This window comes from Lancefieldella sp. Marseille-Q7238 (genome assembly GCF_949152215.1).
In the GTDB taxonomy this organism is placed as follows: domain Bacteria; phylum Actinomycetota; class Coriobacteriia; order Coriobacteriales; family Atopobiaceae; genus Lancefieldella.
Genome location: NZ_OX424407.1, coordinates 1,283,331 through 1,309,315, shown reverse-complemented (window position 1 = coordinate 1,309,315; position 25,985 = coordinate 1,283,331). Strand labels below are relative to the sequence as shown.

General features: G+C 50.0%; 21 protein-coding genes and 1 pseudogene. 11 read left to right on the top strand and 11 right to left on the bottom strand.

Annotated elements, in window-relative coordinates; translation table 11 throughout:
• Positions 1–13: 13 nt before the first annotated feature.
• From QM016_RS05910 to QM016_RS05900, 3 genes are all read right to left on the bottom strand, one after another.
• Complete coding sequence (locus QM016_RS05910; RefSeq protein WP_282711042.1) at positions 14–829, bottom strand: ABC transporter ATP-binding protein; 816 nt, start codon at positions 827–829, stop codon at positions 14–16.
• Positions 829–1,890, bottom strand: a complete 1,062-nt coding sequence (locus tag QM016_RS05905) for an iron ABC transporter permease (protein ID WP_282711041.1) — start codon at positions 1,888–1,890, stop codon at positions 829–831. Before QM016_RS05905 ends, QM016_RS05910 begins: the two co-directional genes overlap by 1 nt.
• 164 nt (positions 1,891–2,054) lie before the next feature.
• Complete coding sequence (locus QM016_RS05900) at positions 2,055–3,143, bottom strand: MupG family TIM beta-alpha barrel fold protein (protein WP_282711040.1); 1,089 nt, start codon at positions 3,141–3,143, stop codon at positions 2,055–2,057.
• A gap of 224 nt (positions 3,144–3,367) precedes the next feature.
• On the opposite strand from QM016_RS05900, the gene QM016_RS05895 reads away from it, so the two are divergent.
• From QM016_RS05895 to QM016_RS05875, 5 genes are read left to right on the top strand one after another with little or no spacing between them, the layout of a single operon-like run.
• Positions 3,368–3,985, top strand: coding sequence for an MptD family putative ECF transporter S component (locus QM016_RS05895; RefSeq protein ID WP_282711039.1), 618 nt, complete (start codon positions 3,368–3,370; stop codon positions 3,983–3,985).
• Positions 3,986–4,738 (top strand): energy-coupling factor transporter transmembrane component T, encoded by a 753-nt coding sequence (locus QM016_RS05890; RefSeq protein WP_016477448.1) that lies wholly within the window; start codon positions 3,986–3,988, stop codon positions 4,736–4,738.
• Positions 4,735–8,073, top strand: coding sequence for an energy-coupling factor transporter ATPase (locus tag QM016_RS05885; RefSeq protein ID WP_282711038.1), 3,339 nt, complete (start codon positions 4,735–4,737; stop codon positions 8,071–8,073). Before QM016_RS05890 ends, QM016_RS05885 begins: the two co-directional genes overlap by 4 nt.
• Complete coding sequence (locus QM016_RS05880; protein ID WP_282711037.1) at positions 8,067–9,902, top strand: ABC transporter ATP-binding protein; 1,836 nt, start codon at positions 8,067–8,069, stop codon at positions 9,900–9,902. Before QM016_RS05885 ends, QM016_RS05880 begins: the two co-directional genes overlap by 7 nt.
• Positions 9,895–10,083, top strand: coding sequence for a hypothetical protein (locus QM016_RS05875; RefSeq protein WP_016477451.1), 189 nt, complete (start codon positions 9,895–9,897; stop codon positions 10,081–10,083). Before QM016_RS05880 ends, QM016_RS05875 begins: the two co-directional genes overlap by 8 nt.
• A gap of 85 nt (positions 10,084–10,168) precedes the next feature.
• Here the strand turns inward: QM016_RS05875 and QM016_RS05870 are convergent, their stop codons facing one another.
• Genes QM016_RS05870 through QM016_RS05860 form a run of 3 tightly spaced genes read right to left on the bottom strand, consistent with a single transcriptional unit; the run spans position 10,169 to position 13,678 of the window.
• The gene (locus QM016_RS05870) at positions 10,169–11,335 is read right to left on the bottom strand and encodes a glycerate kinase (protein WP_282711036.1); all 1,167 of its coding nucleotides are present in this window, start codon (positions 11,333–11,335) and stop codon (positions 10,169–10,171) included.
• Between the two features lie 32 nt (positions 11,336–11,367).
• Positions 11,368–13,176: an acyltransferase family protein gene (locus QM016_RS05865; protein WP_016477453.1), complete on the bottom strand. Its 1,809-nt coding sequence runs from the start codon at positions 13,174–13,176 to the stop codon at positions 11,368–11,370.
• Positions 13,166–13,678, bottom strand: coding sequence for a hypothetical protein (locus QM016_RS05860; protein ID WP_016477454.1), 513 nt, complete (start codon positions 13,676–13,678; stop codon positions 13,166–13,168). Before QM016_RS05860 ends, QM016_RS05865 begins: the two co-directional genes overlap by 11 nt.
• Positions 13,679–13,867: 189 nt before the next feature.
• Here QM016_RS05860 and QM016_RS05855 point away from each other — a divergent pair, with 189 nt between their 5' ends.
• Genes QM016_RS05855 through QM016_RS05845 form a run of 3 tightly spaced genes read left to right on the top strand, consistent with a single transcriptional unit; the run spans position 13,868 to position 16,991 of the window.
• A complete protein-coding gene (locus tag QM016_RS05855) occupies positions 13,868–15,529 on the top strand; it encodes a putative manganese-dependent inorganic diphosphatase (protein WP_282711035.1) in 1,662 nt (553 codons plus the stop codon).
• Positions 15,530–15,541: 12 nt separating this feature from the next.
• Positions 15,542–16,144, top strand: coding sequence for a 5'-deoxynucleotidase (gene yfbR, locus QM016_RS05850; RefSeq protein ID WP_282711034.1), 603 nt, complete (start codon positions 15,542–15,544; stop codon positions 16,142–16,144).
• Between the two features lie 7 nt (positions 16,145–16,151).
• Positions 16,152–16,991 carry a methyltransferase domain-containing protein gene (locus QM016_RS05845; RefSeq protein WP_282711033.1) on the top strand — a complete coding sequence of 280 codons (840 nt, stop codon included), beginning with the start codon at positions 16,152–16,154 and terminating at the stop codon, positions 16,989–16,991.
• Between the two features lie 115 nt (positions 16,992–17,106).
• On the opposite strand, the gene QM016_RS05840 is transcribed toward QM016_RS05845, so the two are convergent.
• Entirely contained in the window at positions 17,107–18,996 is a 1,890-nt protein-coding gene (locus QM016_RS05840; RefSeq protein WP_282711027.1) for a heavy metal translocating P-type ATPase, read from the bottom strand.
• A gap of 323 nt (positions 18,997–19,319) precedes the next feature.
• Here QM016_RS05840 and QM016_RS05835 point away from each other — a divergent pair, with 323 nt between their 5' ends.
• Complete coding sequence (locus QM016_RS05835; RefSeq protein WP_016477459.1) at positions 19,320–19,622, top strand: helix-turn-helix transcriptional regulator; 303 nt, start codon at positions 19,320–19,322, stop codon at positions 19,620–19,622.
• Between the two features lie 145 nt (positions 19,623–19,767).
• Here QM016_RS05835 and QM016_RS05830 read toward each other — a convergent pair whose 3' ends face one another.
• The 3 genes from QM016_RS05830 to QM016_RS05820 form a co-directional block, all read right to left on the bottom strand.
• Positions 19,768–20,199, bottom strand: coding sequence for a DNA starvation/stationary phase protection protein (locus QM016_RS05830; protein WP_016477460.1), 432 nt, complete (start codon positions 20,197–20,199; stop codon positions 19,768–19,770).
• 18 nt (positions 20,200–20,217) lie between these two features.
• A complete protein-coding gene (locus QM016_RS05825; RefSeq protein ID WP_035433684.1) occupies positions 20,218–20,619 on the bottom strand; it encodes a transcriptional repressor in 402 nt (133 codons plus the stop codon).
• A gap of 256 nt (positions 20,620–20,875) precedes the next feature.
• Positions 20,876–21,976: a hypothetical protein gene (locus QM016_RS05820; protein ID WP_282711006.1), complete on the bottom strand. Its 1,101-nt coding sequence runs from the start codon at positions 21,974–21,976 to the stop codon at positions 20,876–20,878.
• Between the two features lie 123 nt (positions 21,977–22,099).
• Here QM016_RS05820 and QM016_RS05815 point away from each other — a divergent pair.
• Positions 22,100–22,570, top strand: a pseudogene (locus QM016_RS05815) (restriction endonuclease subunit S); the annotation flags it as partial.
• A gap of 54 nt (positions 22,571–22,624) precedes the next feature.
• Positions 22,625–23,017, top strand: a complete 393-nt coding sequence (locus QM016_RS05810; protein ID WP_282711005.1) for a hypothetical protein — start codon at positions 22,625–22,627, stop codon at positions 23,015–23,017.
• Between the two features lie 321 nt (positions 23,018–23,338).
• On the opposite strand, the gene QM016_RS05805 is transcribed toward QM016_RS05810, so the two are convergent.
• Positions 23,339–25,468 carry a TIGR02452 family protein gene (locus tag QM016_RS05805; protein ID WP_282711004.1) on the bottom strand — a complete coding sequence of 710 codons (2,130 nt, stop codon included), beginning with the start codon at positions 25,466–25,468 and terminating at the stop codon, positions 23,339–23,341.
• Positions 25,469–25,985: the final 517 nt, after the last annotated feature.

Below are 25,985 nucleotides of genomic sequence, written 5' to 3'. Positions count from 1 at the left end.
CTGCGCCTGAGCGCTATACCACGTCGGCATGCTCTGCCAGCGATGGGACACATGTTTTAATCGTCATTCCCGTCTCGTCTTGAGCCTCAACGACATGCACGTCAATGCCATACGCCGCCTCAAGGTTCTTCTCGGTAACCACGTCCTCAACCGTTCCTGACTTCACTTCCTTTGCATGAGAAAGCAACACCGCTTTCGTGCCCACAAGAAAGGCATGATCGGGATTGTGTGTCGTCATAACAATACCGCGACCATCTTCCGCCAAAGCTTTTATACGGCGCAGCACATGCACCTGATTGCCAAAGTCGAGCGCGGCAGTCGGCTCATCAAGAATGAGCAGCGAAGTATCCTGCATCAAAGCGCGGGCGATAAGTACCATCTGCGCTTCTCCGCCTGAAAGTTCGGTATAAATACGGTCCCGGAGTTTTGTAATCTCAAGCTCTTCCAACACGCGATCAGCCAATGTGTAGTCATCCTTGGTGGGAGACGCAAATACGCCCAAATGAGGCGCTCGACCCGTCAACACCACATCAAGCACAGAAAACGAAAACGGCGGCACATGAATCTGCGGGACATACGCGAGAAGCTTTGCCTGCTTGCGGCGATTTAGTTCCACTCGATTGCGGCCGGCAATTTCGACTTTTCCGCTCATCAGGGGCAAAAAACCAAGAAGCGCTTTGAACAGTGTGGTCTTCCCGACACCGTTCGGTCCCAGCAAACATGTAATATCTCCTGCGGAAACATCAAGATTTACCGCCTCAAGTATAGATTTGCCATCGTATCCGCAGGTGATATTGGTTGCTTGCAACAACACGTTCTTCTCGCTCATCAGCGTTGCCCCCTTTGCGTCTGAAGGAGGATTGCAAAGAAGAATGGGGCACCGATGATAGACGTCAGAATGCCTAAGGGAATTTCAGAAGCCAAAAGCGTACGACACGCCATATCCACAAGAATCATAAAAGCAGCCCCAACAACTAACGACAGTGGAAGCACCACACGGTTATCAGGACCAAAGATAAAGCGGACGAGATGAGGAATGATAAGACCAACCCAGCCCACAACTCCTGCAATCGAAACGACTGCCGAAGTTAGAAGCGTCGCGCAGAAAATATAGATACCGCGCATAAGGCTGACATTGATGCCAAGGGACTCGGCTTCCGTATCGCCGAAGGACAAGATATTGAGTCTCCAGCGCAACGCCAGAATTGGCAGCACGCCCACCACAAAGGGAATCATATAGATTGCAAGGTCATTCCATATCACTTTGGCGATGCTGCCCATCAGCCAATAGGTAATTTCCGGCAGCTTTGACATGGGATCGGCAGTGTACTTGATAACGGAAACAAAGGCCTGAAAAAGAGTACCTACGATGAGACCACAGAGCACAAGCAGCAAAATCTGATTGGAACCCCGTCCAATGCGACGCGCGCTCAGGTAGGTCAACATCACCGCGATAAATCCCATACCAAAGGCGCAAAGTTGCACCACCCTATTTGAACCATCGAAAAGCAGCGCCAGCGCCGCACCAAATGAAGCTCCCGCACTGGCGCCAAGAATATCAGGTGATACCATGGGGTTCTTAAAAAGTCCCTGATATGACGCACCGGAAATAGAAAGCGCCGCTCCCACTAAAAGCGCAGCAACCACGCGTGGAAGCCGAATATCTATAACTACATTAGTTGCTGCCTGAGACCATGAGCCCCCGGTTCCAAAAAACTTCTGAGACAAAATGCCTGCTACGTCTCCCGGGGCAATGCTCATACGTCCCACGGACAAACCCAGAATAAATAACATGCACAGAAGCGCAACACAGCCTATGCTCAAAATGATATTTCGAACATGATGAGCTTCATAGCCATGCTTCTGCTGCACGTTTTTCAGAGCAGCCATCGCTTTTTCTCCTGTTGACAGAACCTATCCTTGTGACTGTAACGCCTAGTCTGCTTGTTATTTTAGCTTAAACGCCCCTAACGTAGGTTCGCAAAATACGCATGCACATAAAGAAACACCGATTATCTCTAAGAAGCTCAAACAGCGCATCTTTCCGAACAAAGTTATTCTCGAATAAATCCGAACGGATATTCGGGCTTAACGTAATCGAGAAGGAATTGCTCTTCCAAAGGTATCCGGGCCACAATGTTACGCGTGCCGTCATCTTCAAAGTCTCGCAAGGCAACTTCGATCTCGCCAAGATAATGTTCGAGGTTACTGTTAACGACAAGAACATCTCCCCTGTGAATACCACCTCTTATCTGACGCGGCGGAATGGGAGTGGAATATCCATACATTCTGGGAACCGATGAGCGGAGAAAATACTCCGATGCATCGTCGCGTGTCACATGGACAAACTGCCAGAGGAGATTCTTTTCGACATCTGTTGTGCCTTCATTGAATTTGATATGAAACGTCGTTTTTGTAACGTCCATTGCAGCGAGCGCTTTAATCTCTTCAAGAGAAGCAAAACAGTTACCGATGATTACGTCGTCGATCATCCCGGTAGCTATGAGGTGACGGGCCTGCAGGTCAATGGGACGGATGCGATCAGCTTCACAGGTAGGAAGACCGTTATAGACAGGCCATGGTCCAAACGTCTCTGTGTGTCTACTTGAAACAAAGGCTGCAGACGGAAGTCCCAAATCAAAATATCGCTTTGAGAATTCGATGAAGCGTTGCTCACTGAGGCCAGTATATCTCTCAGGATAGAAATTATGGCATACGCACATATTGTGACGAGAAGCACCGCGCTCGATAAGAACGTCCAAAGCAAGCGTGGAACTTGCGTTGAACTCAATTGATATTCCATACGGATTTCGAGTCAGGGCAATGTCCTCTCTATCTCCCAAATGTCCGTCGAGTCGGATGATATCTACACCCATATCAGCAAAGGGTTTTATCTCCATTGCTGAGGCCCCAAGATGCTCAAAGACAAGAGGATTGGTATCAACGGCAACCTTAAATCCATATTCATGCGCTTTTCTCATAAATGCGCTAAATTCTTCGAGCGTTTCTTCACGCGTTTTTTTGACTGAGAGCAGACAGGTAAAAATACGCGAGAAACCATACTCGGCAGCAAGCTTCATATACGCTTCATCAGCTTCAGGAGTTGAGTGCTCAGGATAAACTGAGATTCCAAGACGATGCATCTAATTGCTCCTTCATCTTGCAATAAAAGATATCGTACTGAGGTTACCAGATATAAGGTCGTCGGCAGAAACAACTATACAACTATGCGACATGACAATAGGCTGCATTTTGAACGTTGACAGGTCTCCGTTGAATATCTATTGTTTAATTATATTAGTTAGCTAATGTAAACTCTTACTCAGCAAAGTGCAGGGTAGGTGTTTACAGCAAAAAAGGAGCTGTCGTGGAAAATAAGGTTCATGTTCAGAGCGCCGGTAAAAGCAGTAAAAAGCTCAATACAAAAGATCTCATCTATGCAGGTGCATTCTGCGCTCTCTACATCATGGTTATGCTCATAGTTGTCATGGGTTCCGGTATGATTCTTCCCATTCTGTACTTTATAGCACCACTCACCGTTGGCGCCGTCGCCGGCACAGTCTATATGCTCTATGTCATGAAGATTCGCAAATTTGGTGCTGCACTTATCCTAGGAATTCTTTTTCTTCTGGCAACCGGGCACCTAACGTGGTATTCACTGGCAGTAGTCATCGGTGCCTCACTCCTCGCTGAACTTATCATCTATCTCGGAAAATACACCTCGAAAAAAATGTACATGCTCTCGTACGTATTCTTTAACCTCACTATGGCCGCACCGTTTTTGAGCTTTGTCTTTAATCTTCAGGATTCTCTTGAAGTCACAAAGAGCTATTACGGTGAAGCTCGCGCGCAAGTATACGCCAGTCTTTTTGGGCCTGGCTTCTTTGTGTTCACCATCGCTCTTGCGCTTACCGGTGGAGCTATTGGCGCGCTCATCGCAAGCAAGCTCGTAAAAAAGCATTTTGACAAAGCCGGGATTATCTAAGTGGACTTTGAACTTTACGGCGATGACTCAGAAGCGATCGTTCGATTTGATCCGCGTACAAAGCTGCTGGTCTTTTTTGTCAGCTGTCTGTTAAGTCTCTCGGTACACGGCACTGTTCCCATCTTGGTAATCGGTTTTCTGCAATGCGCTATGCTGGCTTTGAACGGAAAGCGAGCATTGGCGCTCAAGTGTTTTGCAAGCCTTCTTGTCATTTTGTTTATCCGTTATTGTGTCGAGGCGCCGGAACAACAGGGTGCTGAAGCGATAACTTCGTTGTGCCTGGGATTTATATCGCTTTTTATATTCTTCTTCCCTATCCTTGTCTCTTTCCTCCTGCTTGTGCGCACCACACGCATAAGCCAGTTTCTCTCGGCATTCCAGGCCATGCACCTGCCTATGACCATTGTTATTCCTTTGGCAGTCATGTTTCGCTTTATTCCAACCGTACAGAATGAATGGAGCGGCGTCCGCAAAGCAATGGCATTCCGCGGCATCTCGATGACCCCGGGAACCATCTTCCGTCGACCGTTTCAAACCATCGAATATATTCTCGTTCCGCTGCTTTTTTCTTCCGTCGGTGTCATGGAAGAACTAGCCGCAGCTTCGCTGGCTCGGGGCATGGACAGCAAACGCGAGCGCACCTCATTTGAAAAAGTACAACTTCACCTTGCCGATGTTATTGCCATTATTATTTTCTGTACCACCGCGGCCTGGATACTCTATTCCCGAATATCAGGAATGAGTGTCCTATGATTCGCTTTGAAGATGTCAGTTTCCATTACGGTGGTGAAAACGGTACCGGTGACGGTGTCAATCATATCAATTTGACCATTGGTGACGGAACGTTCACGGTATTCGTCGGCGAATCCGGATGCGGGAAAACCACTCTTACGCGTCTTATCAATGGCCTCGCCCCCAATTTCTATGAAGGAGAGATGGAGGGCACCGTCTCTGTAGACGATATCTGCGTCACTACCGCAGAGCTTCACGATACTGCCGCCTATATCGGCAGCGTCTTTCAGAATCCTAAAAGTCAGTTCTTTAATGTAGATACTACCGGTGAATTGGTATTCGGCTGTGAAAACCAAGCGCTGCCTCGTGATGAAATACGACGCAGACTCGCCAAGACATGCGCCGACATGCAACTTGATGCTCTCATGAACCGCAACATCTTTGAGCTCTCTGGAGGAGAAAAACAGCAGATTGCCTGCGGTTCAGTCTATGCTTCTGATCCACGCATATACGTCATGGACGAACCGTCATCAAACCTTGATAAAAAGGCTATACATCGCTTGCACGACATCTTGGCAAAGATGAAAGAAGAGGGAAAGACTATCGTCTTGTCCGAACATCGCCTGCACTACCTCATGGATCTGGCGGATCAGTTTATCTATGTCAAAAACGGGCGTATTGAAAAGACCTTCTCGGCGCACGAAATGCGCTTGCTTGATGATGATCAACTCTCAAAACTGGGTCTGCGCTGCACCGATTTGCGTCGACTCACCAAGGCGCAAGCCAATGAACGCCAGTTTGCCGCAGCACGCACCGAGACGACTGCGGGCATATCAACTGCCACAACAACCGCCGACGAGGCTGCCGAGAAGCGCTCGGCTCTTGAAGCGATTGACCTTACCTGCAACCGCGGCAGTGCACGTATCCTAGATATCAACCGCATTTCATTCCCTCTGCATAGCGTAGTTGCCGTGATTGGCGACAATGGCTGCGGCAAAAGCACCTTGGCAGAATCACTTTGCGGTGTCACTCCCTCCAGCGGAACGGTTGCCTTTAACGGCATTTTTGAAACAGCAAAGGCTCGTTCCAAGAGAAGCTTTATGGTCATGCAGGATGTCAACCGCCAACTATTTGCAGAAGACGTGACCGAAGAAGTCAGTCTCAACGCGCACGTCTCAGAAGAAGAGGCCGACCGCATTCTTGACAGCCTGGGTGTACTTGCCTACAAAAACCGTCACCCCGCATCACTTTCCGGAGGACAAAAACAACGTGTAGCTATCGCGTCAGCGCTTTGCGCAGGCAAAGACATTCTGTTCTATGATGAGCCTACAAGCGGCCTCGATCGCCGCGGTATGGAACGTTTCGGAGACCTTCTACGAGACATGCACGGTCAAGTCCAATGCTCAGTTATCATCACGCATGATCCCGAACTGATTTTGCAATGCTGCACGCATGTGCTGCACATACGCGATGGACGCGCCATAGCGTTCTATCCGCTTGACCATGAAGGCGTCGTGCGTGTGCGCAGTTATTTTCTCTCCCCCAGCAGCAAAAGCACCAGCAAAAGACGGAGTCATACCAGAGCTATAGGCAAAATCCTGCAGTATGCGGGAGAGCAGAAAAAAGGTATCGCCCTAGCGGCCCTTTTTATGGTCATCGGTGCGGTAACAAGCGTTGTTCCCTATCTGTTCATCTACAACCTTATTGCCTCAGCTCTTGCCGGTGAAAGCATTACTGTTGCAACAGCCGTTCCTGCTATCGCAGCCGTTGCCCTATGCGAGTGTATACATGCGATACTTTATACAACAGGCCTGATCTTCTCGCATAAGGCCGCATTCAATACCCTTAAAAATCTCAGAGAATTCCTGCAAGAGCGATTGGAAACGCAATCTATCGGCACGGTGCAGGACATGGGAGCCGGCGCTATCAAAAAGCTGTTCACCGATGACGTTGAATCGATTGAGCTTCTGCTGGCGCATATAATTCCCGAAGGAGCGGCAAATATCTCCGTTGTTGCGGTCGTGCTCCTGACAATTTGCGCCATCGACTGGCAGATGGCCCTTCTCACCGTTCTCGTGGTGATGTTCGGTATCATTGTCTCCCAACAGATGTACAACGTGGGTATCGATAAAATGGGCAGCTATTTTTCCGCTACCAAACGTCTCAACAATACCATCATTGAATACGTACACGGCATGGAAGTTGTACGCATATTTAATCGCCAAAAAGATTCGGGTGAGAGATTCAAACGTTCCGTGGCATCTTATCGCGATCAAGCCTTGGGCTGGTATAAGATTTGTTGGCCTTGGATGGCTCTGTACGGCAGTCTGTTTTCAAATATCGTGCTGTACACGCTGCCTTTTGGAGTACTGATGGTACTTCTCGGCCATATAACACTCTCAAAATGCATACTGGTTCTTTGCCTCAGCTTTGGCATAGGACCACTTCTGCTGCATTGTATGACATTTATCGGAGCAATTCCTCAGGTGGGCTTTAAGATTCAGGCGCTTGAAAAGGCGTTGGATCAGACCCCGCTCAAAACGGGAAACGAGAATTTCACAGGTTATAGCCATGATGTCTCATTTGAGAATGTGCATTTTGCCTACAGCGACAGCGAAGTACTCAAGGGAGTTTCATTTACCGCCAGAGAAAATCAGATGACTGCTTTGGTGGGAGAAAGCGGCAGTGGCAAAAGTACTGTTGCCCGTCTTTTGGCTCACCATTATGACGTTGCAAGCGGCAGCATCTCTATAGGAGGACAACGCCTTGAGAGTCTGTCGCAACAGACGCTTAACAATCAGATATCCTACGTCTCCCAAGATTTGTTCCTGTTTAATAGAAGCATCTTGGAAAACATTCGTGTTGGCCGACCCGAAGCAACCGATGAAGAGGTATATGAAGCCGCTCGAAAAGCGCAGTGCGATGAGTTCATCAGAACGCTTGAAGATGGCTATGATACCAACGTTGGCACAGCCGGCCTGAAGCTGTCGGGCGGCCAGCGCCAGCGTATCTCATTTGCACGAGCCATTCTAAAAGACGCTCCCATCGTAGTGCTCGACGAAGCCACCGCCTTTATCGACCCTGAAAACGAACGAAAGATGAACCGTGCTATCAGTGAAATCATTGTCGGCAAAACAGTAATCGTCATTGCTCATAAACTTCGCTCTATAGCGCATGCCGATAAGATCATCATGCTGCATCATGGACATGTTCTCGCAGAGGGAACGCAGGATGAACTCATTTCATCCTGCCCGGAATACCGCACGCTATGGAATGCCGCCGAAGAAACTTCTGGCTGGACGCTCCGAGAAATGCCGCAAGAGATAGTCAAAGGCACCAAGGAGGCGTCATGCTAAGGCTTGTCCACCGCATTCTTGTTTTTTCAGGCTCGTATGCGCGACGCATCAGACTCGCGTATGGCTTCACATTTCTGAAATCGTTTTGCGCAAATATGCCACTCATGCTGGCGATCATTTCACTAAACCTGCTGCTTGACGACAGAGCAACCCCTTTGACCTGTTGTTTTTTAGCAGCGGGAATGCTGGTGCTTCTGGCACTTCAATCTATCTTCCACTACCTGTCTGATCGCATGCAATCAGGAACAGGTTATGAGATTTTTGCCGAGAAACGCGTAGAGCTCGGTTATCATCTGCGGCGCCTCCCTATGGGATTTTTCACCGCCGGCAACATCGGACGCATCAGCTCGATTCTTTCGGCCGATATGGTCTACATCGAAGAGCAGAGCATGTCAATTGTTGCAAACGTTGTCAGCGACGTTTTTGCTCAGGTTATCCTGACCGCATTTCTTTTAGCGATGAACCCCCTGATAGGAATCGCCGTACTGGCGGTTGAACTTCTCGCCATCCTGATTGCACAGCCAATGCTCGCGCAAGCGAGACGGAACTCAAGCGTCCGCCAGCAGACTATCGAGCAGGTAACTGATGCTGTGCTGGAATATACGGAGGGTCTTGCCGTTGTCAAGAGCTACAATTTGACCGGAGAAAGCGCGTGCGACTTGCGTAAAAGTTTCTCCGATATGCGCGACACCAGCCTGCAATTTGCTTACGAGCAATCTCCTTTTGAAATAGCGCTCCTCATAGTATATGGTCTGGGTTCCGCAGCGGCGCTCGCACTCGCTGTCTGGCAATTCGAACAAGGCACCTTGGCACTTGGTACCTTTGTCGGCATTACCCTCTTTTTGTTCCAGCTCTTTGGACCGCTCAGAGACCTTTACCAGCAGAGTACACGCCTTATCATTATGGAAAGCGCTCTCAACCGCATTGAAGCCCTGTTTTCCCAGGAAGAGTTGAGCGACACAGGCACCAGCTGTGTTCCCCAGGCAGACGATGTCGAAGGTACTATCAAACACGAAATCGAATTTTCCCATGTTTCTTTTGCCTACGGCGAGAAGGTCGTGCTTACCGATATCTCTTTCTCTGCTGACCGCGGGCAAATGATTGCTTTGGTGGGACAATCAGGAAGCGGCAAAACCACTATCGCCAATCTTTTAGCCCGTTTCTGGGACGTCTCCAAAGGAAGTGTACTGCTGCGAGGTATTGATGTTCGTCAGCTGCCGATGGCAGCGCTCATGGATCATATCAGCATGGTGTTTCAACATGTCTATTTGTTCCAGGATACGGTATACAACAATATTGCCATGGGAAAGCCGAATGCGACCCGCGAAGAGGTGTTCGAAGCAGCACGTAAAGCCTGCTGCTACGAGTTTATTATGCGCATGCCGTACGGTTTTGACACCATGATTGGTGAAGGCGGTGCCACGCTCTCGGGCGGCGAGGCGCAGCGTATTTCTCTTGCACGCGCAATTCTCAAGGACGCGCCCATTATTGTGCTTGATGAAGCGACTGCCAGCATCGATGCCGACAATGAGCGCTATATCCAACAGGCCATGACAGAGCTGTGCCGCAATAAAACGACTCTGGTGATTGCCCATAAACTCCCTACTATTCGCAACGCCGACAAGATTGCGGTCATCGACGACGGCAGAATCATCGAATGTGGATCTCACGATGAGCTGATGGCGCGAAATGGCGCGTATTGCCATATGGTGCAGGTGGACATTCAATCGCACGAATGGCATACGTCCTCAACACAAATGTATGAAACGCGGGAACCTGCAGAAAAACCTATAAAGGGCCAGGTAGCACAGGAGATGGCAGATGAATGAGGCCACTCAAAAAATGTTCGGCCTGCTCGCGGCTCTCTTCAGCATCTTTTTGCTGATAGGCGGCCTCTATCTGCCTTCCGATTTCATCGCAGATCCGCTACGAACAGCGCTGACTTCCCTTGGTCTGGTGCTTTTAATCGGCGGCAATATCATTATGTCGTTTGCCCACGACAAGGACTAGCGACAAGGACTAACCGCACGCATACTCGCACGACAGCGTATCCGCCCGTAACCGTGCTCTACACACCATGCTCTACGCGTGCAATTTATTTGAAACTCTGCTGATCTTGTATAAAAAATCGCACGGCACGTTCGGCAGCGGCGGCAACGTCTTCCGATGTACGGCGCATGCACTCTTCCAGCGAGAGATCAGAAGGGGCTGACGCAAAGACCCGCTGGATGCCGGCTCTATGTACTTCTGACAGATCTTCCGTGCAAGATCCAACAACGGCATAGGTCGGCACGCCTTGTAAAGCCGCCCGCCGCGCAATCCCCACAGGAGCCTTTCCATGCGCCGTTTGGTTATCCATGCGGCCCTCTCCCGTAATGACCAGATCGGTCTCACGGAGCAATTCATTAAAGTGAACCCTGTCGAGAAGCGCTTCAACCCCAGACGTTATCGTTGCTCCGCAAAATGAAAGAAGCCCAAAACCAAGACCGCCTGCCGCTCCTGCACCTGCCACAAGACTTGCGTCATATCCCGTATCTGCAAAAACAACATTGGCATAGCGCTGCATCCAGGCGTCAAATTCGCATAGGCGGGCGTCCAAAAGACCCTTTTGAGGTCCAAAGACATACACAGCTCCGCAGGTACCGGTAAGCGGAGTGTCAACGTCGCTGAGAGCAATAATTTCACTCTCTTGCAGGCGCTGATCCAAAAGACTTTTATCAACAGAGACAACTTCCCGTAAGCCCTGAAGACCACGGGGAACCGTCTTGCCGTGGGAATCCAGAAGCTGTATCCCGAGCGCTTCTGCCAGACCAGCTCCGCCGTCAGTAGTCGCACTTCCACCAAGGCCTATATACACACGACGTATTCCCTGTTCAAGTACGGCATGAAGCAGTTGTCCTACCCCATATGTCGATGCCCGCAGCGCAGCCTCACAGCTGCGATCAGAAAACCCGATACCTGCGGCTTCAGCCATTTCAATCACAGCGGAGTCATCTGAAAGCACTCCGAAGCGCGCGGCTATGCGTTTGCCAAAGGGATTCTCCACATATATGGTTTCACGCCGTCCGCCGCCTTGTGCGATAAAGGCATCGAGCGTACCCTCACCACCATCGGCAATAGGAACCTTTCGTATACGCGCATCGGGAAAAGCGCGCAGGATGCCCACTTCAAGATAGTCTTCAATTTCAGCGCTTGAAGCCGCACCTTTGAAGGAATCAGCGGCTAAAAGAATGGAGAGTTGTCTTTTGAAAGGCGTTCTCATAGAAACCTCGCAAGAAACCGCTGCGAAAGCCGCTACGGTTTCACAGGACCCTGATCCGCTTTGGCAATCGCGTCAGCAACGGTTGTGGCAAAAAGTTCACCGCCCGCGTTGATGGTGTCTGAATCGCTGCCAAAGTGAACATTATCAGTACCAGGCCAGAGCTCCGGGTGATCAACGGCCGTTTGATGCCAGTCAGCGATGTAGATATAGTCGTACTTCTCGGCGAGCTGCAGCTCATAGGCGCGAATGGCCGCCGCGCCCGAGGAAGGATCGTTATGGCGACCGTCGTGCGGCGTTACGAAAATGAGGCGGTGCCCTTTTGGCAGCATCTCAACGATACGGTCAATAGCTTCCGTCCCGCCGACAGGGTTGGTGCCCAACGCGACAACGATATCCTGCATAACGGCGTTGTTGGCGATATCGGTCTCAAGCACATCGGCGCCCATGCTCACATTGCGGCTGACCGTCGCGTCAATCTGAGCTTCCGGAAACGCCTTTTGCAGATATGAAATGGCGCGCAGAGATACCGAGTCGCCAATATACGTCACACCGGGAGTCACGTTATAGTTGCTGGCCTGAGCACTGTCGGCCATCTTTCTCGTCACAGACATGTGGTTGTCCGCCTGAATAGCGCCATTGCTCAGATTGCTCAGCTGAAACGAACTGATTGTCGGAGCCGTCACCGAGGTATAGAGCGTCGCCGCCAACAAGAGGCCGCCAACAGCGCTCAGCGGTTTCAAGGCCTGTTTAAGTGTGATGGTACGACCCAAAACGCACGACGTGCGACCGGCCAGAAGCGGTTCAATGACATAAAACGACAGGCTCGCAAGCGCCAGCGACAACGCCACAGTTATAGCTGCGGACGTGCCGGGGTCAAACTTCTCTGATAGCAAGTTAAAGAGTGGCCAGTGAAACAGATATACGCCATAGCTGGTATCCGCAAAATACGAGACAATCTTTGGCTCTTTAACTTGAGGGGTTTTTTCATGCAGCACACGCGTTGCCAAGACCATTGTCGCGGCCGCCAAAGACGCCAGCAGAAAACCGAATCGGTAGGTATGGATGTCATCAAACGTAAGCAATACTCCCAGAACAAACAGTACTACCGCGCTGATAGCTGCGGCGAGAAGTGCCTGTTTGAGATTGTATTTTGTAACAAAGGAGGTAAACCTCGCGCTTGTTGTAGCGATACCGGCAAAGCACGCGAGAGCGGAACCGACAAAGAAGGGGAAGATGTGCGTTTGCGTGGAGAAATACTGAATGGAAAGGTTTGTAGAATCCTGAGCGCCAATCGCCATCGCAAGATAGCTGGCAATAAACAGCGCCGCTGAAACGACAAAAATACGAACGCGCAAGCTCTTAGCGGAATTCGTGACCTTTGACAGCAAGAAAACAGCCGCTCCCCAAAGGATATAGTAGTGCATCTCAACAGCAAGGCTCCACGTATGCAAGAACAGGTGAGGCGCGAACTGCGTCTCATAGCTGCCGCCCAGAAGAATCTCGTAATAGTTGGTCACAAAGCCGACGGCAGCGGCAACCTGCTGCCCGATACCCGCCGCGAAGTCATCACGAACCAAGAGAGCCAATGGCGTAGTTACAAGCACCATACCCACCAGCGGCGGCACAATGCGGTAGAAGCGTCTGCGTAAAAACGCGACAAATTTTATGCGCTTCTCGCGAGCGAATTCATCGATAAGCAGAGCGGTAATAAGGTATCCCGAAAATGTAAAGAATACGTCGACACCCACAAAGCCGCCGGGCAAAGCGGGCTTGAAGAAGTGATAGACCAGAACCAGAAGCAGTCCCGTTATACGGACGAATGAAAACCATTTAATGCGCACTTTGATATATCCCCTGCTTGAAGGTGCCTTGGTAGACTACGCTGTCTTCGGTTGTAAGCGTGCCTTCTCCATCCGGCTCTCCGTTGGTGAAATTACCCTCGTACTTCCAGCCGTCTTTGGAGGTAAACGTACCCGATCCGTTAAACGCACCGTCCTTGAATTCTCCTGTGTAGGTATCACCGTTATCAAACGTCATTGTGCCGTTGCCGTCCATCCGACCGTGCAGCAGGCCGCCGTCGTATGTAATGGCTCCGTCATTGAGCTTAAGCACCCCTGAGCTGGGCTTTGTCGCGATTGTCAGGGCGTAGGCCGCGCATATGGCGAGAAGTACTACCACAAGAAGCTCAACTTTAATGCGAGTCTCAATGCGCGCCAGCCGAGCGGGCACTGTTGCGCGCTTGGGTGCTGCTAAGGCAGGCTGGTCGACAGCATGAGTCTGCACCGCACGGCTGATGCGGCGACCGTTTCTCTCGCTTGCTGAAAATCGCTTTGACTTGCTCAAAATCTCCTGCTTAAAACCGCATGAACTTACAGGCTCATTGTAGACAATTGCATTGGTCTATACATTCCAGAAAGACATATACATCGTATCAGTTCACAGCTACTTCATCCTTTTTAAATACATCAGCGACAGAGCGTGGGTAAGCGGGTACACTCATATCAAATAAAACGCTTTTACCGAGGAGGGATCATGCCCGAAGCAATCCGTAAGGTTAATGTTATTGGTCACCTGAACCCCGATACAGACAGCATTTGCGCGGCCATTTCTTATGCGTATCTCAAGAATCAGATTGACAGTCCTATCTACGAAGCGCGCCGCGCGGGCACACTCAATCGCGAGACCGCCTTTGTCCTCAAGCATTTTGGCTTTGAGGAGCCGCAGCTGATTACGACAGTAACTCCGCAGATCAAAGATGCCGAGATCCAGGAGCAGCCCAAGGTGGATGGCAATATGAGTCTCTATAACGCATGGAACCTCATGCAAGATGTCAAGTTGGACACGCTTGTTGTCACCGATGATGCCAACCATCTTGAGGGTCTTATTGCTGTCAAAGACATCGCAAACGCCAATATGGGTCTCATGGAATCGAAGATGCTTTCCGAGACGCATACCAGCTACAAAAATATCATCTCTACCTTGAGCGGGTCTATGCTGGTAGGAGATCCTGACAACTATGTTTCACAAGGCAGCATCCGCATAGGCACCTGTGCGCTCAGCATGACGGAAATCGTCGGAAAAGGCGATATTGTTGTAGTCGCCGGAAATCACGAAAACCAACTTCTTGCAATCAAACAGGGCGCGTCCTGTCTGATTGTATCGTGCGATGGTAAGGTTGATAATGACGTCATTGCTGCAGCCCAGCAAGCGGGATGCGCCGTCATTACCACGCCGCGCGACACGTTTGAAGTCGCTCGGCTACTGACTATGGCCGTACCGGTAAAGTCCAAGATGCTCACTAATGACATCCTCAAGTTCAGTGTCAACACCTCTATCGATGACGCTCGCAAGGCAATGGCGAAGTCTCGCCACCGTTTCTTCCCCGTCTTGGATGAAAACGGCGCCTACGCTGGTCTTATCAGCTCGCCGGGTCTTTTGAAAGTGCGTAAAAAGCACGTTATTCTGGTAGACCACAATGAGCGCACTCAGGCGGTCAACGGACTTGACCAGGCCGAAATCATGGAGATTGTTGACCACCACCGCATTGGTTCGGTTGAGACCACCAATCCCATCACATTCCGTAACGTCCCTGTAGGTTGCACCTGCACTATCCTCTATGGACTCTACCGTGAATACGGCGTTGAGATTCCCAAGAATATCGCCGGTCTCATGCTCTCAGCAATTCTTTCCGACACGCTGGCGTTCCGCTCGCCCACTTGCACGCCGATTGATGTCAACGCGGGCAAGGCGCTCGCTGGCATCTGCGGTGAGGACATTGAGAGCTATTCCGAGAAGATGTTTGACGCGGGCGCAGATCTTACGGGTCGCACCGCGGAGGAAGTCTTCCACAGTGATTACAAGGTCTTCAGCCGCGGCAACGCCAAGTTTGGCGTTGGACAGGGCTCGTTCATGACCGAGAATAGCCGGAAAGCCGCAGAAGCGCTGGTTGGTCCCTTCCTCAAGACCGCTGCAGAAGCCGAAGAGCTGCCCATGATTTTTTACATGTTCACCGATGTTAAAAGCCAGGTCACGGAGATGCTCTATTACGGCGCCGGCGCCGAAGAAGTGCTTGAACGCGCCTTTAACGTAACACCCGATGGCGGCATTGCGGTTCTGCCGGGCGTCGTCAGCCGCAAAAAGCAGGTTGTGCCTTCGCTCATGTCGGCGCTGCAGTTCATTTCCGACGAGGACTAGGGGCTTGTAATCGTGCAGACATCGAGTTTCTTTGCGATTATCTCTCGCATGCGCTACATCGAGCGATGGGCACTCATGCGCAATTCTCGCCCCGAAAACCTTTCGGAGCATGCGCTTGACGTGGCTCTCATTGCCCATTGTCTTGCTACATTGGGAAATGTCCGTTACGGCAGGCACTTGGATGCGGACCGCGCGGCACTTATCGGTCTCTACCATGACGCCTCCGAAATTATCACGGGCGATATGCCAACGCCAGTCAAGTATGCCAATGCGGAGATTCGTGACGCGTATCATCGCGTAGAAGATACCGCGCAAAAAACGCTTTTGAGTACGCTTCCCGACGATTTGCGCCCCGTGTATCAGAAGATCCTCAGCCAACAACAGCCCGCGGACGCCGATGAGGCCTACCTGCTGAAACTTATCAAGGCGGCGGACAAACTCTCTGCCCTCATCAAGTGCATCGATGAGGCGCAGGCGGGCAACGCTGAATTCGCAACCGCCAAGGCTTCTACGCGCACCATCGTTGAGAACATGGCACGGGAGCTGCCTGAGGTGCAAGACTTCCTGACCGAATTCTTGCCGCCCTATGGCAACACGCTCGATCAGCTGCTTTAGGATCTCTATGCACGGATTGCACGCCCGCCTGCCAAAAACCTTTGACCTTGAAGAGCGTCTTGAACGCTACGCCGACGTTATCGAGAAGAACCCTGAATCTCTGCGAGGTCATTGGGCCGAAGCGTGCGCGCCTGTGGGCGCGGCGCCCTTCTCCCGTGTCTGCATTGACTTAGGCTGTGGAAAAGGACTGTTTACCTGCGCCATGGCCAAGGCTCATCCCGATGCGCTCTTTGTCGCTATCGATACCGAACCCATATGTGTCGTATATGCCGCCGGCCACATAGACGAGACAGGACTTACAAATGCGGTGGTGGTCCCCGGAACCGGCATGAAGTTGGACGCCTATTTTGCACCCGCCGAAGTTGACGCCATCTACATCAACTTTCCCACGCCATTTCCGCGCAAACGTCAGGCACATCTGCGTGTTACCAATTCCGAGCGCCTCATGCAGTATAGAAACGTACTGGTAAAAGGCGGCATCGTACGGCTTAAAACTGACAGTCAGCCGCTCTACGATTTCTCACTCGAACAGGTGGAAGCAGCGGGGTACAGGTTTTTGTGGCAAACGCGCGATGTCCAGGAAGCATTCTCCGACGATATCCCTTCAGAATACGAGAGGCGACTGGGTGCTCAGGGCGCTAAGGTGCTGGGATTTTGCATTACACCGGGAGAGGCCCCTGAGCATTTCTTGCCCACCGAACATGACAGCCTTGTAGACTATCTGCCGGAAGATCTTGAATCGCTCTCATACCTGCCGCACGGCATGGAGAGCACCATCCAGAATATGATCAACCGCAAGCATAAAAAGGGTCATCGTCACTGGCGAAACGTGCCGCAAGAGCCATAACTAGCAGTGCAACCGAATGTGCAACTAGTCGCACTTCGAGCGGCTACAAGCCGCGCGCCTACTGTGCCTCGCGCAACTTGCCTGATACGCCCCGATGCGCGGCCACTGGAACAGCTTATTTGATGCGAAGCGCCCTTGAAGCGTTGAGTACCGCGAGGATGAGCACGCCCGTATCGCCAAAAACCGCCAGCCACATCGGAGCCAAACCAAATGCCGCAAGCACGAGAATCGCCACTTTCACGCCAATGGCAAAGACGATGTTTTGGCGGGCAATGGCAAGTGTCTTTCGCGCAAGCCGAATAGCCGTCGCGACTTTTCCGAGCGAGTCGTCCATAAGCACGACATCAGCAGCCTCTATGGCGGCGTCGGACCCCAAGACACCCATGGCGACACCCACGTCGGCGCGAGCAAGTACGGGAGCGTCATTGATGCCGTCACCGACAAACGCCAGCGTGGAGCCGGCGGGCTTCTCGGCAAGAAGCGTCTCAACCGCAGCCACCTTATCCTGCGGCAAAAGCTCAGAGCGATACTCGTCAATACCAAGGCGCTGCGCCATATCAGCGGCAACTTCCTCTCTGTCGCCCGTCAGCATGACGACACGAGAAACGCCTGCCTGCTTGATAGTGGCAACAGAAGCCCGCGCGTCCTCTTTTTCTCGGTCGGAAATAACGATGTGACCCATATATTCACCATCGACCGCCACATGAATGACGGTGCCGATGTCGCGATGAGAGCATTCGTGCGTTACCGCGCCCACGTCCTGCATGAGTGCGCAGTTGCCCACCGCTACCGTTGTGTCGTTGACCTGCGCCGTCACTCCCCTGCCAGCAATTTCAGTGGCTTCAGAGACTTTGCAATCATCGTCTTCATTGGGATAGGCAGCGCGCAGAGCAGCGGCGATAGGATGCGTAGAATGTCGCTCAACATGGGCGGCCAGGTGCAAAAGAGCCGTCTCATCGATAGAATCCGGATGAACTGCCATGACCTTAAAGACACCTTCAGTAAGCGTGCCTGTTTTGTCAAACGTGACGGTCTTAAGCGCGGCAAGCGTGTCGATATAGTTGGAACCTTTGATGAGCACGCCCTGCTTGGAGGCTGCGCCGATGCCGCCAAAAAATGTCAGAGGAACAGACACCACCAGCGCGCAGGGGCACGAAACAATGAGAAATGTCAGCGCATGCACCAGCCATGTAGCAAAGTTATTGTAGAAATTACCAGTCACAAGCGGCGGAAGAAACGCCAGTGCAATGGCGGAAAATACTACGATAGGCGTGTATATACGAGCAAATTTTCTGATAAAGCTTTCACTTCTCGACTTGTTCTCGTTGGCGTTTTCAACAAGATTGATAATGCGCGTTGCCGTGGATTCACTCAGCAGATGCGTCACGCGAGCGCACACCACGCCGGATAGATTGACGCATCCAGAAATAACAGCGTCGCCAACGCCTGCGGTACGCGGGACGCTCTCCCCTGTCAGAGCAACAGTATCAAGGCTGGTTGATCCTTCAACAATTTCAGCATCAACCGGTACCCGGTCCCCCGCCTTGATGACGATAATCTCGTCCAGCTCGAGCTCCGCGGGATTAACTGTGAGCTCTTTGCCGTCTCGAATGACCGTTGCGGTATCAGGCCGAATATCCATCATCTTGGCAATGGATCGACGGCTGTTGTCTTCTGCCATGTCCTCAAACAGCTCTCCCACCTGGAAAAACAGCATGACAAAGACAGCCTCGGGAAACATCGGGGTACCATTGGACACAAAGCCGATAACGAGCGCGCCGATGGTAGCAATGCTCATCAGCAGGTCTTCGCTGAACGCGTCGCCTTCCGCAATGCTCTCAAACGCCTCAAGCACAACGTCATAACCGGCGACCAGATAGGCCGGCAGATAGATGAGAAGCTGCTGCCAAAGAGGCTGTGTATCCGTAGCGATAATGTGGGCGATAACCAGCATGATTGCCGATGCGATGATACGTCCAAGTTTGACTTTAGCTTCTCGTTCCATAACGCTTCCTTTCAAAACCACAAAGCAACAAGGGTTCCAAGAGTTTCTTTGCAACTTGAGTGTAGCACTTTTTCTGAACGTATGCACATATATTCATGTTTAATGAATACTGTCTTCTCCCACCCCCGCTTTGAATTTAAAACGTCTTAATAGACAGAGATTGTTTCTGTTAGCAGAGTACCTATACATATCTATTGAAAATATAGCCTATAGGCTATATAGTCCATCAAAAGGAAGCAAGATATGGAACTCCTGGTACAAGGTATCCATTCCAAAAGCGGAACAGATTTACCAGGAGCACCTGAAGACAATAGGAGTGCATAATGGCTAACTTACAAGACTATATAGCAAAGCGCGGTATTACTAAAGATCAAATGGCTGCTGCTCGCCAACAGACTTTCTCTGTCATAGAAGCATTCAATCTTCGTGAAGCTCGAAAAGCAAGTGAGATGACCCAAGTGGAACTTGCTGAATCTATTGGAGTTTCTCAGAATCGTATTTCTCGTATGGAAAATGGCGATATGGGAGCAATGAGTATCGACTCTTTAAGAAAGTACATCGCTGCTCTTGGAGGAAGCCTCAAACTCATCGCCAGTCTTCCTACCGGCACTGTTGAAATCGCATAACGCCACGATACATGTATTCTCAGCTTATTCGAACGCCTTTTCCTAATAACCGGCTATTTGTCAATTCGTCCACAAAGGGTGGCTAAAACAAAATGGGTGTCGCTGGACAAACCGACGACACCCAAAGATAGCGTTTTATCTCTTATTACTTCTGGGACTGTTTAATCATCCAGATAGTCTTGGAGAGAGCGGCAATATGCTCATCCATTGCAGCAGAAACTAGATAGTTATCCTCTGCATCCGCATCTTTCTTAATCTCCGCGGCAAAGCTGCGAATCTTCTCATAATCGGCGAGAATGGCAGAGAAAATTTCAGCAGGATCCTTATAGCCATCTGCAGCTTCTTCAAGATGAGAATTCTTAATGTATTCCGCCATAGAGGCAAGCGGCGTACCATCATTCATAAGAATGAGCTCAGCTACCTCATCAATCTGATCATACATCGCGCCGTACACATCATCGAGAAGAGTGTGCACTTGGAAAAACGTCGGACCCTTCACATACCAATGGAAATTGTGAGTTTTATGCGCCTCCACCGCATAGTCGGACAAAAGCTGGTTGAGTTTCTCGTTAATCATAGCTACCCCTTTCAAAGGTTAGTCATTACTGCCACAAGATTTGGAACGATGAGCAAGGCAATCATTGCAGATACCGGTAAAGCAAAGCGCATATGAGTTGATCTTGCCGTATGAGTCTTTTGTAAGAGCTGTCAAGTCAGCAAGAACAGGGCCTTTGACATCCATGACTTTGCCGCATTTTTGGCACCGAAAGTGCGCGTGCTCGCACGTCATCGGATCAAAGCGAGAAACACTATCTCCGGTATTGACCACTTGCAACTCTCCAGCATCAACAAGCTGCATGAGATTGCGATACACCGTGCCAAGACTAATGTTTGGAAGCTCTTCTCGGACTGCGGCATATACGCTGTCAGCAGTCGGATGATCGTGACGACCTTCCACATATGACCGAATAGCCTCTCGCTGCCTGCTGTACCTCATGATTGTCTTTCTATACCTTTCCGGGCCACCTATGGCTCCCTGTGTATTTCGTCCCATCACTAATAGAAATAGTAATGATTACTATTACTATTTCTATTAGTATTAAATACCATTGTTGGAACAAGCGCAAGACTTTTTAAAGACCTTTTTGAAATTGTTCCATTGTTGAGAAGTACAAAAATCTGCACTCTGATGAATTTTCCTGAGACGAACGCTACCCTGTGTCCGAAGATGCTTCTTTTGCACCGCCCGAAGATTAAGAATTGGAATCGCTACTATCCGACTTAGATGATGGCTTGCCAAGCTTATCGAGGTGCCACGGGAACGACGCTTTTGGAGCATAAGAAATATCGCCAAAGTCATCTTCACGATGATTGAGATGTTGAAAGAGCAGTTCTGCATCCTTGAGCTTGACGTAGATAGTTGTTGGGTGCTGTGGATGCGCCTGAAGAGAAGCCTCTTCAACGTTTTCAAACTGATCTGATGCCGCAACAATCATGGGGTAAGTCAGACCATCATCAGAGGAGCTCTCTGCTTCAATTCTGCTTGGCAGGACTCGTCCGCTTGGATAGAAAAGGGCACAAAAGCCATTTTTATGCACCGAGAAGAAATAGCTCGTTCCGGTCTTCTTAATATTAGATTTGACGTCCTCTGTACTTAAATCAGGTTCATCCGAGTTAATACGATGGAGACTTATGAGCTCCCATACGCCTGGTATTGTTGCAGCAAAGTTGACAACGTTACCGTCAATATAGGCAATTTGGGAGGTATCTTTGGGATTGTCGCTTAGTTTTTGATAACTTGAGATAGCAGATTTACCTTCAAACTTGAGTCGTTGTGCTTCTTGATCGTAACTCCACTCATCCGTTGTTCCATCTTCCTCATAGACACACGAAATGGCTGAATCACCTTTGGAAGTCCATGTACCATGATCTACTTTGCCGTCGAAATGATGCAGCTCATGGGTGCCATCGCTCTTAAAAATGTAGTGAGGAACGGTGCCGTCATGGTATGCCTGGTTAAGCATGCCTGCGTGATCGTAGGTTTTACCAGCTTTGTCTCCGGCTCCGATAGCGGTGTCAATTTGCCATACACCAACGATAATTTTGTTGATATCTCCGTCCAGTGTTGGATTGTCCGGCTTCTCTACAAACGGTGTTGCATTCCAAGCAGCAAGGACTCTTTCTTGTTCGCTCCCCTGATCTTGATTTTTGGTTTGAGAGCTCTCTTGATTCTCATCTGAAGCCGGCCCATTAAGAACCTGCATAATTGGACCATTACAACCGGTAAGAAAGCTCATAGTGGTTACTGCAGCTAATCCGGTAAAAGAGCGGCGGGTAAACAGTTTCTTACTCATAGGCCTCCTCTGTTCGTGTTCGTATGAATACGTTGTATCTTCATGGCATTTTACTAGAAAACTCCGACATTCTACCAGCATGATTCGAGAAAATAGCAATCCAGAACTCATCCTTGGGAACAGCGTAAGTTGGGAGATGTGGCAAATATTAAAACTGGCGACAGTGATCTACAGGATGCTGTGCCAAACGGACTATATCCGTTTTTTGTACGTTCGGATAAGGTTGAAAGAAGTAACCGATATCTTTTTGATGGTGAAGCAATTCTCGTTCCAGGAGAAGGGCGTCTTGGAGAAATATTTCACTACATTAATGGGAAATTTGACTATCACCAGCGAGTTTATAAGATTTCTGATTTTGTTGATGTTGACGCAAAATTTGCGATGTATTCAATGATGTATGGTTTTAAGAAGCATGCATTAGAAAATACAGCCAAAGCAACAGTAGATTCAATTCGCCTTCCGACGCTGACCGAATTTGAATTTAGAGTCCCCTGTCGAGATGAACAGTACCAAATCAATGTCTTCTTCTCTCACCTCGACTCCCTCATCACCCTTCATCAGCGTAATGCACAGCAATACCTTTATCTATACTGATACTCTTAAGTCTCCCTTCGAGAGCCGCCTAAATACAAGGGAGATGATCGCCAAATGTTAAGTGAACTATCAAAAGACGATGCCTTCAAAACGTATTACAAAGAATGGATTGCCGTTTACAAGGAAGGTGCTGTTAGACAGGTAACTATGAACAAGTACCTTCTCGCTCTAACATGGGTTGAGAGGCTCGCTCCAGATGTTACGTTGGGAAACATAGATCGAATTGCCTATCAGCATCTTTTGAATCAGTATGCAAAAAGCCATGAGCGCCAAACCACCATGGATTTTCATCATCTACTTAAGGGCGCGATACTTGATGCCGTTGACGAAGGGCTTATTTCAAGGGATCCCACAAGGAAAGCCATAGTCAAGGGAAAAGCTCCGAGGCCAAAAAAGAGCCGCTATCTCAACCAATTTGAATTGCACAAGCTGCTGACAAGTCTCTAGCTACATCTAGGACCCTATCGCTCATAGATAGTAATAGAGTCCTTACCAAGTGCTTTTGTCCAATGTTATCTCTTTTGGATCGAACGTCATAAAGGCGCACAGCTCATCTATCCACGCCTGTAGCATTATTAAAAGCCAAGCGCAAATTCGCGTCAAAGAACCTCAGTACTCATGCTCAGCACCTACTGGCATCTCGAAGGTAAGCTCACTGGCAGAGATATTGCAAGCTTCGAAGACACGCTTGAGTGAACCTATCTTTACTGATGTGCTTGAATGGGTCTTCGTCAACAAAGAACATTCGAGCGCAGCCCATAAAGTTCTTCATGACATGAGGTTGTCGAATGGATCAGACACGCCCTCTTGATTTGAAAGGCGCGTTTCTCCTCTGAGGTAATCGTTGATTGCGATGGTACCCATCGACGACCCGCTATACTTTGCTATCCATTTCTCATCGACATAGTGGCCGAATTCTTTCATCTGACAATCATCGCAGAGGTCTTTTGCCACCTCAAGGACTAGGTCGTTCATCTCTAGGCCCTCTGCCCATTCGCGGTCGATGCTTTCAATCCCGAGCATCGCCCCCATGATGTTGCCGCATATTGCGCCCGTCGAATCACTATCGCCATCGTGGTTCACAGCCACCTTGATGGCAGCAGAGAAGTCGTTAGCGTGTCTCATACACGCGTAGACCGCGATCGCAAGGGCCTCCTCCCCGACCCATCCGCCGCCGATTTCGCATATATTTCGACAGCTCCATTCACCAGATTTTGCAAGTTCCATCGCCTTCTGAAGGAGCTCTGCTTGATACTTGGCCGCATTGGGGTGTTCAGGAAACCATTTGGGCAGCTTGGCGCAGCAGTCATCAATAATCTTCTTAAGCTCGCGTTGGCGATGCTTGCTCTTCTCGTCAATCTCAAAGGCACAGCGCGCAACGATGTAGGCAAACGCCCCTGCTGAGATATAGCCCAAGGGATGGCCATGCGTGAGCGCGGCGATTTCTGCGGCGCACTCTACGCAGTACTCGGGCCTCTCACCGAAGAACAGACCCACCGGGGCAACCCGCATCACCCCTCCACATCCTTTGCTGTCGTTAATCGGGTGTTCGGTCGACCCCGAATCCCCGCTCCTAAGAGCGCTGAGACAGGTGCTTCCCGGCGCCATCCTGCGATGAAATTCCGGGATGGCAAGTAGCCAAGTTATGTTCGGATTCCCCTCGAAGCTCGGTTCTTGGGTCTTGAGCCAGTCGAGGTATGCCATGTGAACATACGTGCTGGGATGTCCCATTATGCCGCGCAGCGCGCCTCTCGTTGTGCCATAGAGAATCCCCGTAGCGGTGAACAGCGTCATCTGGGTGTCGTCGGAGAATCGGGCGTCACCTCCGAAGAACTCGCGGTCGTATTTCAGAATGCCCTTCGTACCATAGCGTTTTCTAATCTCGGAGTCGGACATGAACTCGATCGCGTACCCGAGCGCGTCGCCCGCGGCTCCCCCGAGTAGGCAACCTTGATACTTACCGAGGTACTTCTCATTCTGCTTGATACACTCCTGCACTTCTGCGACTTCAGCATCGTCTTCGTCTTTGTAAAACAGGTCGAACCTGCCCTTGAAGGAGAGGTAGTTCATCTGATCGGGCGATCTATCAAGAACCGCAAAGCATATGTGCCTGAAAAGGGAACTGCAGCCCGGGCCTTCAGCGCGCCCATTATGGGATGCGCCGCGAATCTCTTTAAGCGCCTCAAAGAACACACGGGAGACCAGCTGAGGATCGTTACCGAACGCGCCGCATCCCCATGCTCCGAGCACCAGGCATTCGTACCCGTTCTCGATGGCGATATGAAACATGCCTAGGATTCTCGACTTGAACAGATCAAAAATCTCTGCAGGTTTCCTGTTCGTAAGGCCAGGCATATATGGAGCAGCCATGGTAAGAACCGCCACGTCGAACGGCTCGTCCAAGAAATTACCATCTGAATCCCTAAACACTTCGACGCAAGGGCTGAGGATAGCAGCATCAGTGAACTCGCAGCCGTTTGCGTCCTTGTTCTCTGAATAGAATTCGAATGCCGTCGGCGAGGTTAGAGAGCCGTAGAGAGTTGACCGTCTGCAAAGGTCTTCCTCCTGGGCCTTCGCGCCGTTCAGTACGCCTCCACCCGGCGTGTAGGGATTTGCAAAGTTGAGCACCAGGGGTTCCTTGAAATCCGAGAAGATGCTTTGTGGCCATCGCTCGCGCATGGATCTTGCCGCTTCAAAGGAATCGACGTTCTCAACGGTAAAAACAGTGCGTCCTCCTATTGAGAACGGTACGATTCTCTCTGGTTTGGCGACGAGGTGTTTGACCTCCTTTTCCGAAAAATACACTGCCGTATTCTGCTCTTCGGAAGAATGAGAGAATGGATACTCCCTCCTCTCAACAGCCTCGGCCGTCTGTTTGAAAAAGACGATATTGTCCATACTCTCTCCTAAGCACTCATTACTAAAACGTAGTTGCTTTATAGTATCAGCTGGTCTTGATGGTTGGTGCGCCAAGCATTAGTGAGTATCACTGAATATAGCATCAATATGCATTACTAACTTCCGCTATACTACAGCTTTACTGAAGTCGGATTCGAGTACTTCAACAAGCGGGCGATAATACCAGGTATATTAAGATATGAATTTTACTTGTGTGGATAAAATTTGGATCTGTGACCTTTTGGTTATGAGCGGGTTAGAAGTCGTTTTGCCATAAATCTGGTCAATCCACAACACAAGCGGCATACCATTGAACTGTGGATTTTACTTCACACATCTCTGGAATCTTTAACTCCACTGCCTTCATTTTACTACCGCTATGTACACATTATGACGTTTAATAACTTTTTACGAATTGAAAGTGTCATTACAGTTGGTCTTGCAACGCTAAGAACAGAAACGTGTCGTTAGCAGTTTTTGTCAAAATCCTAATAACCATTATTGCGTGAAAAAAGTC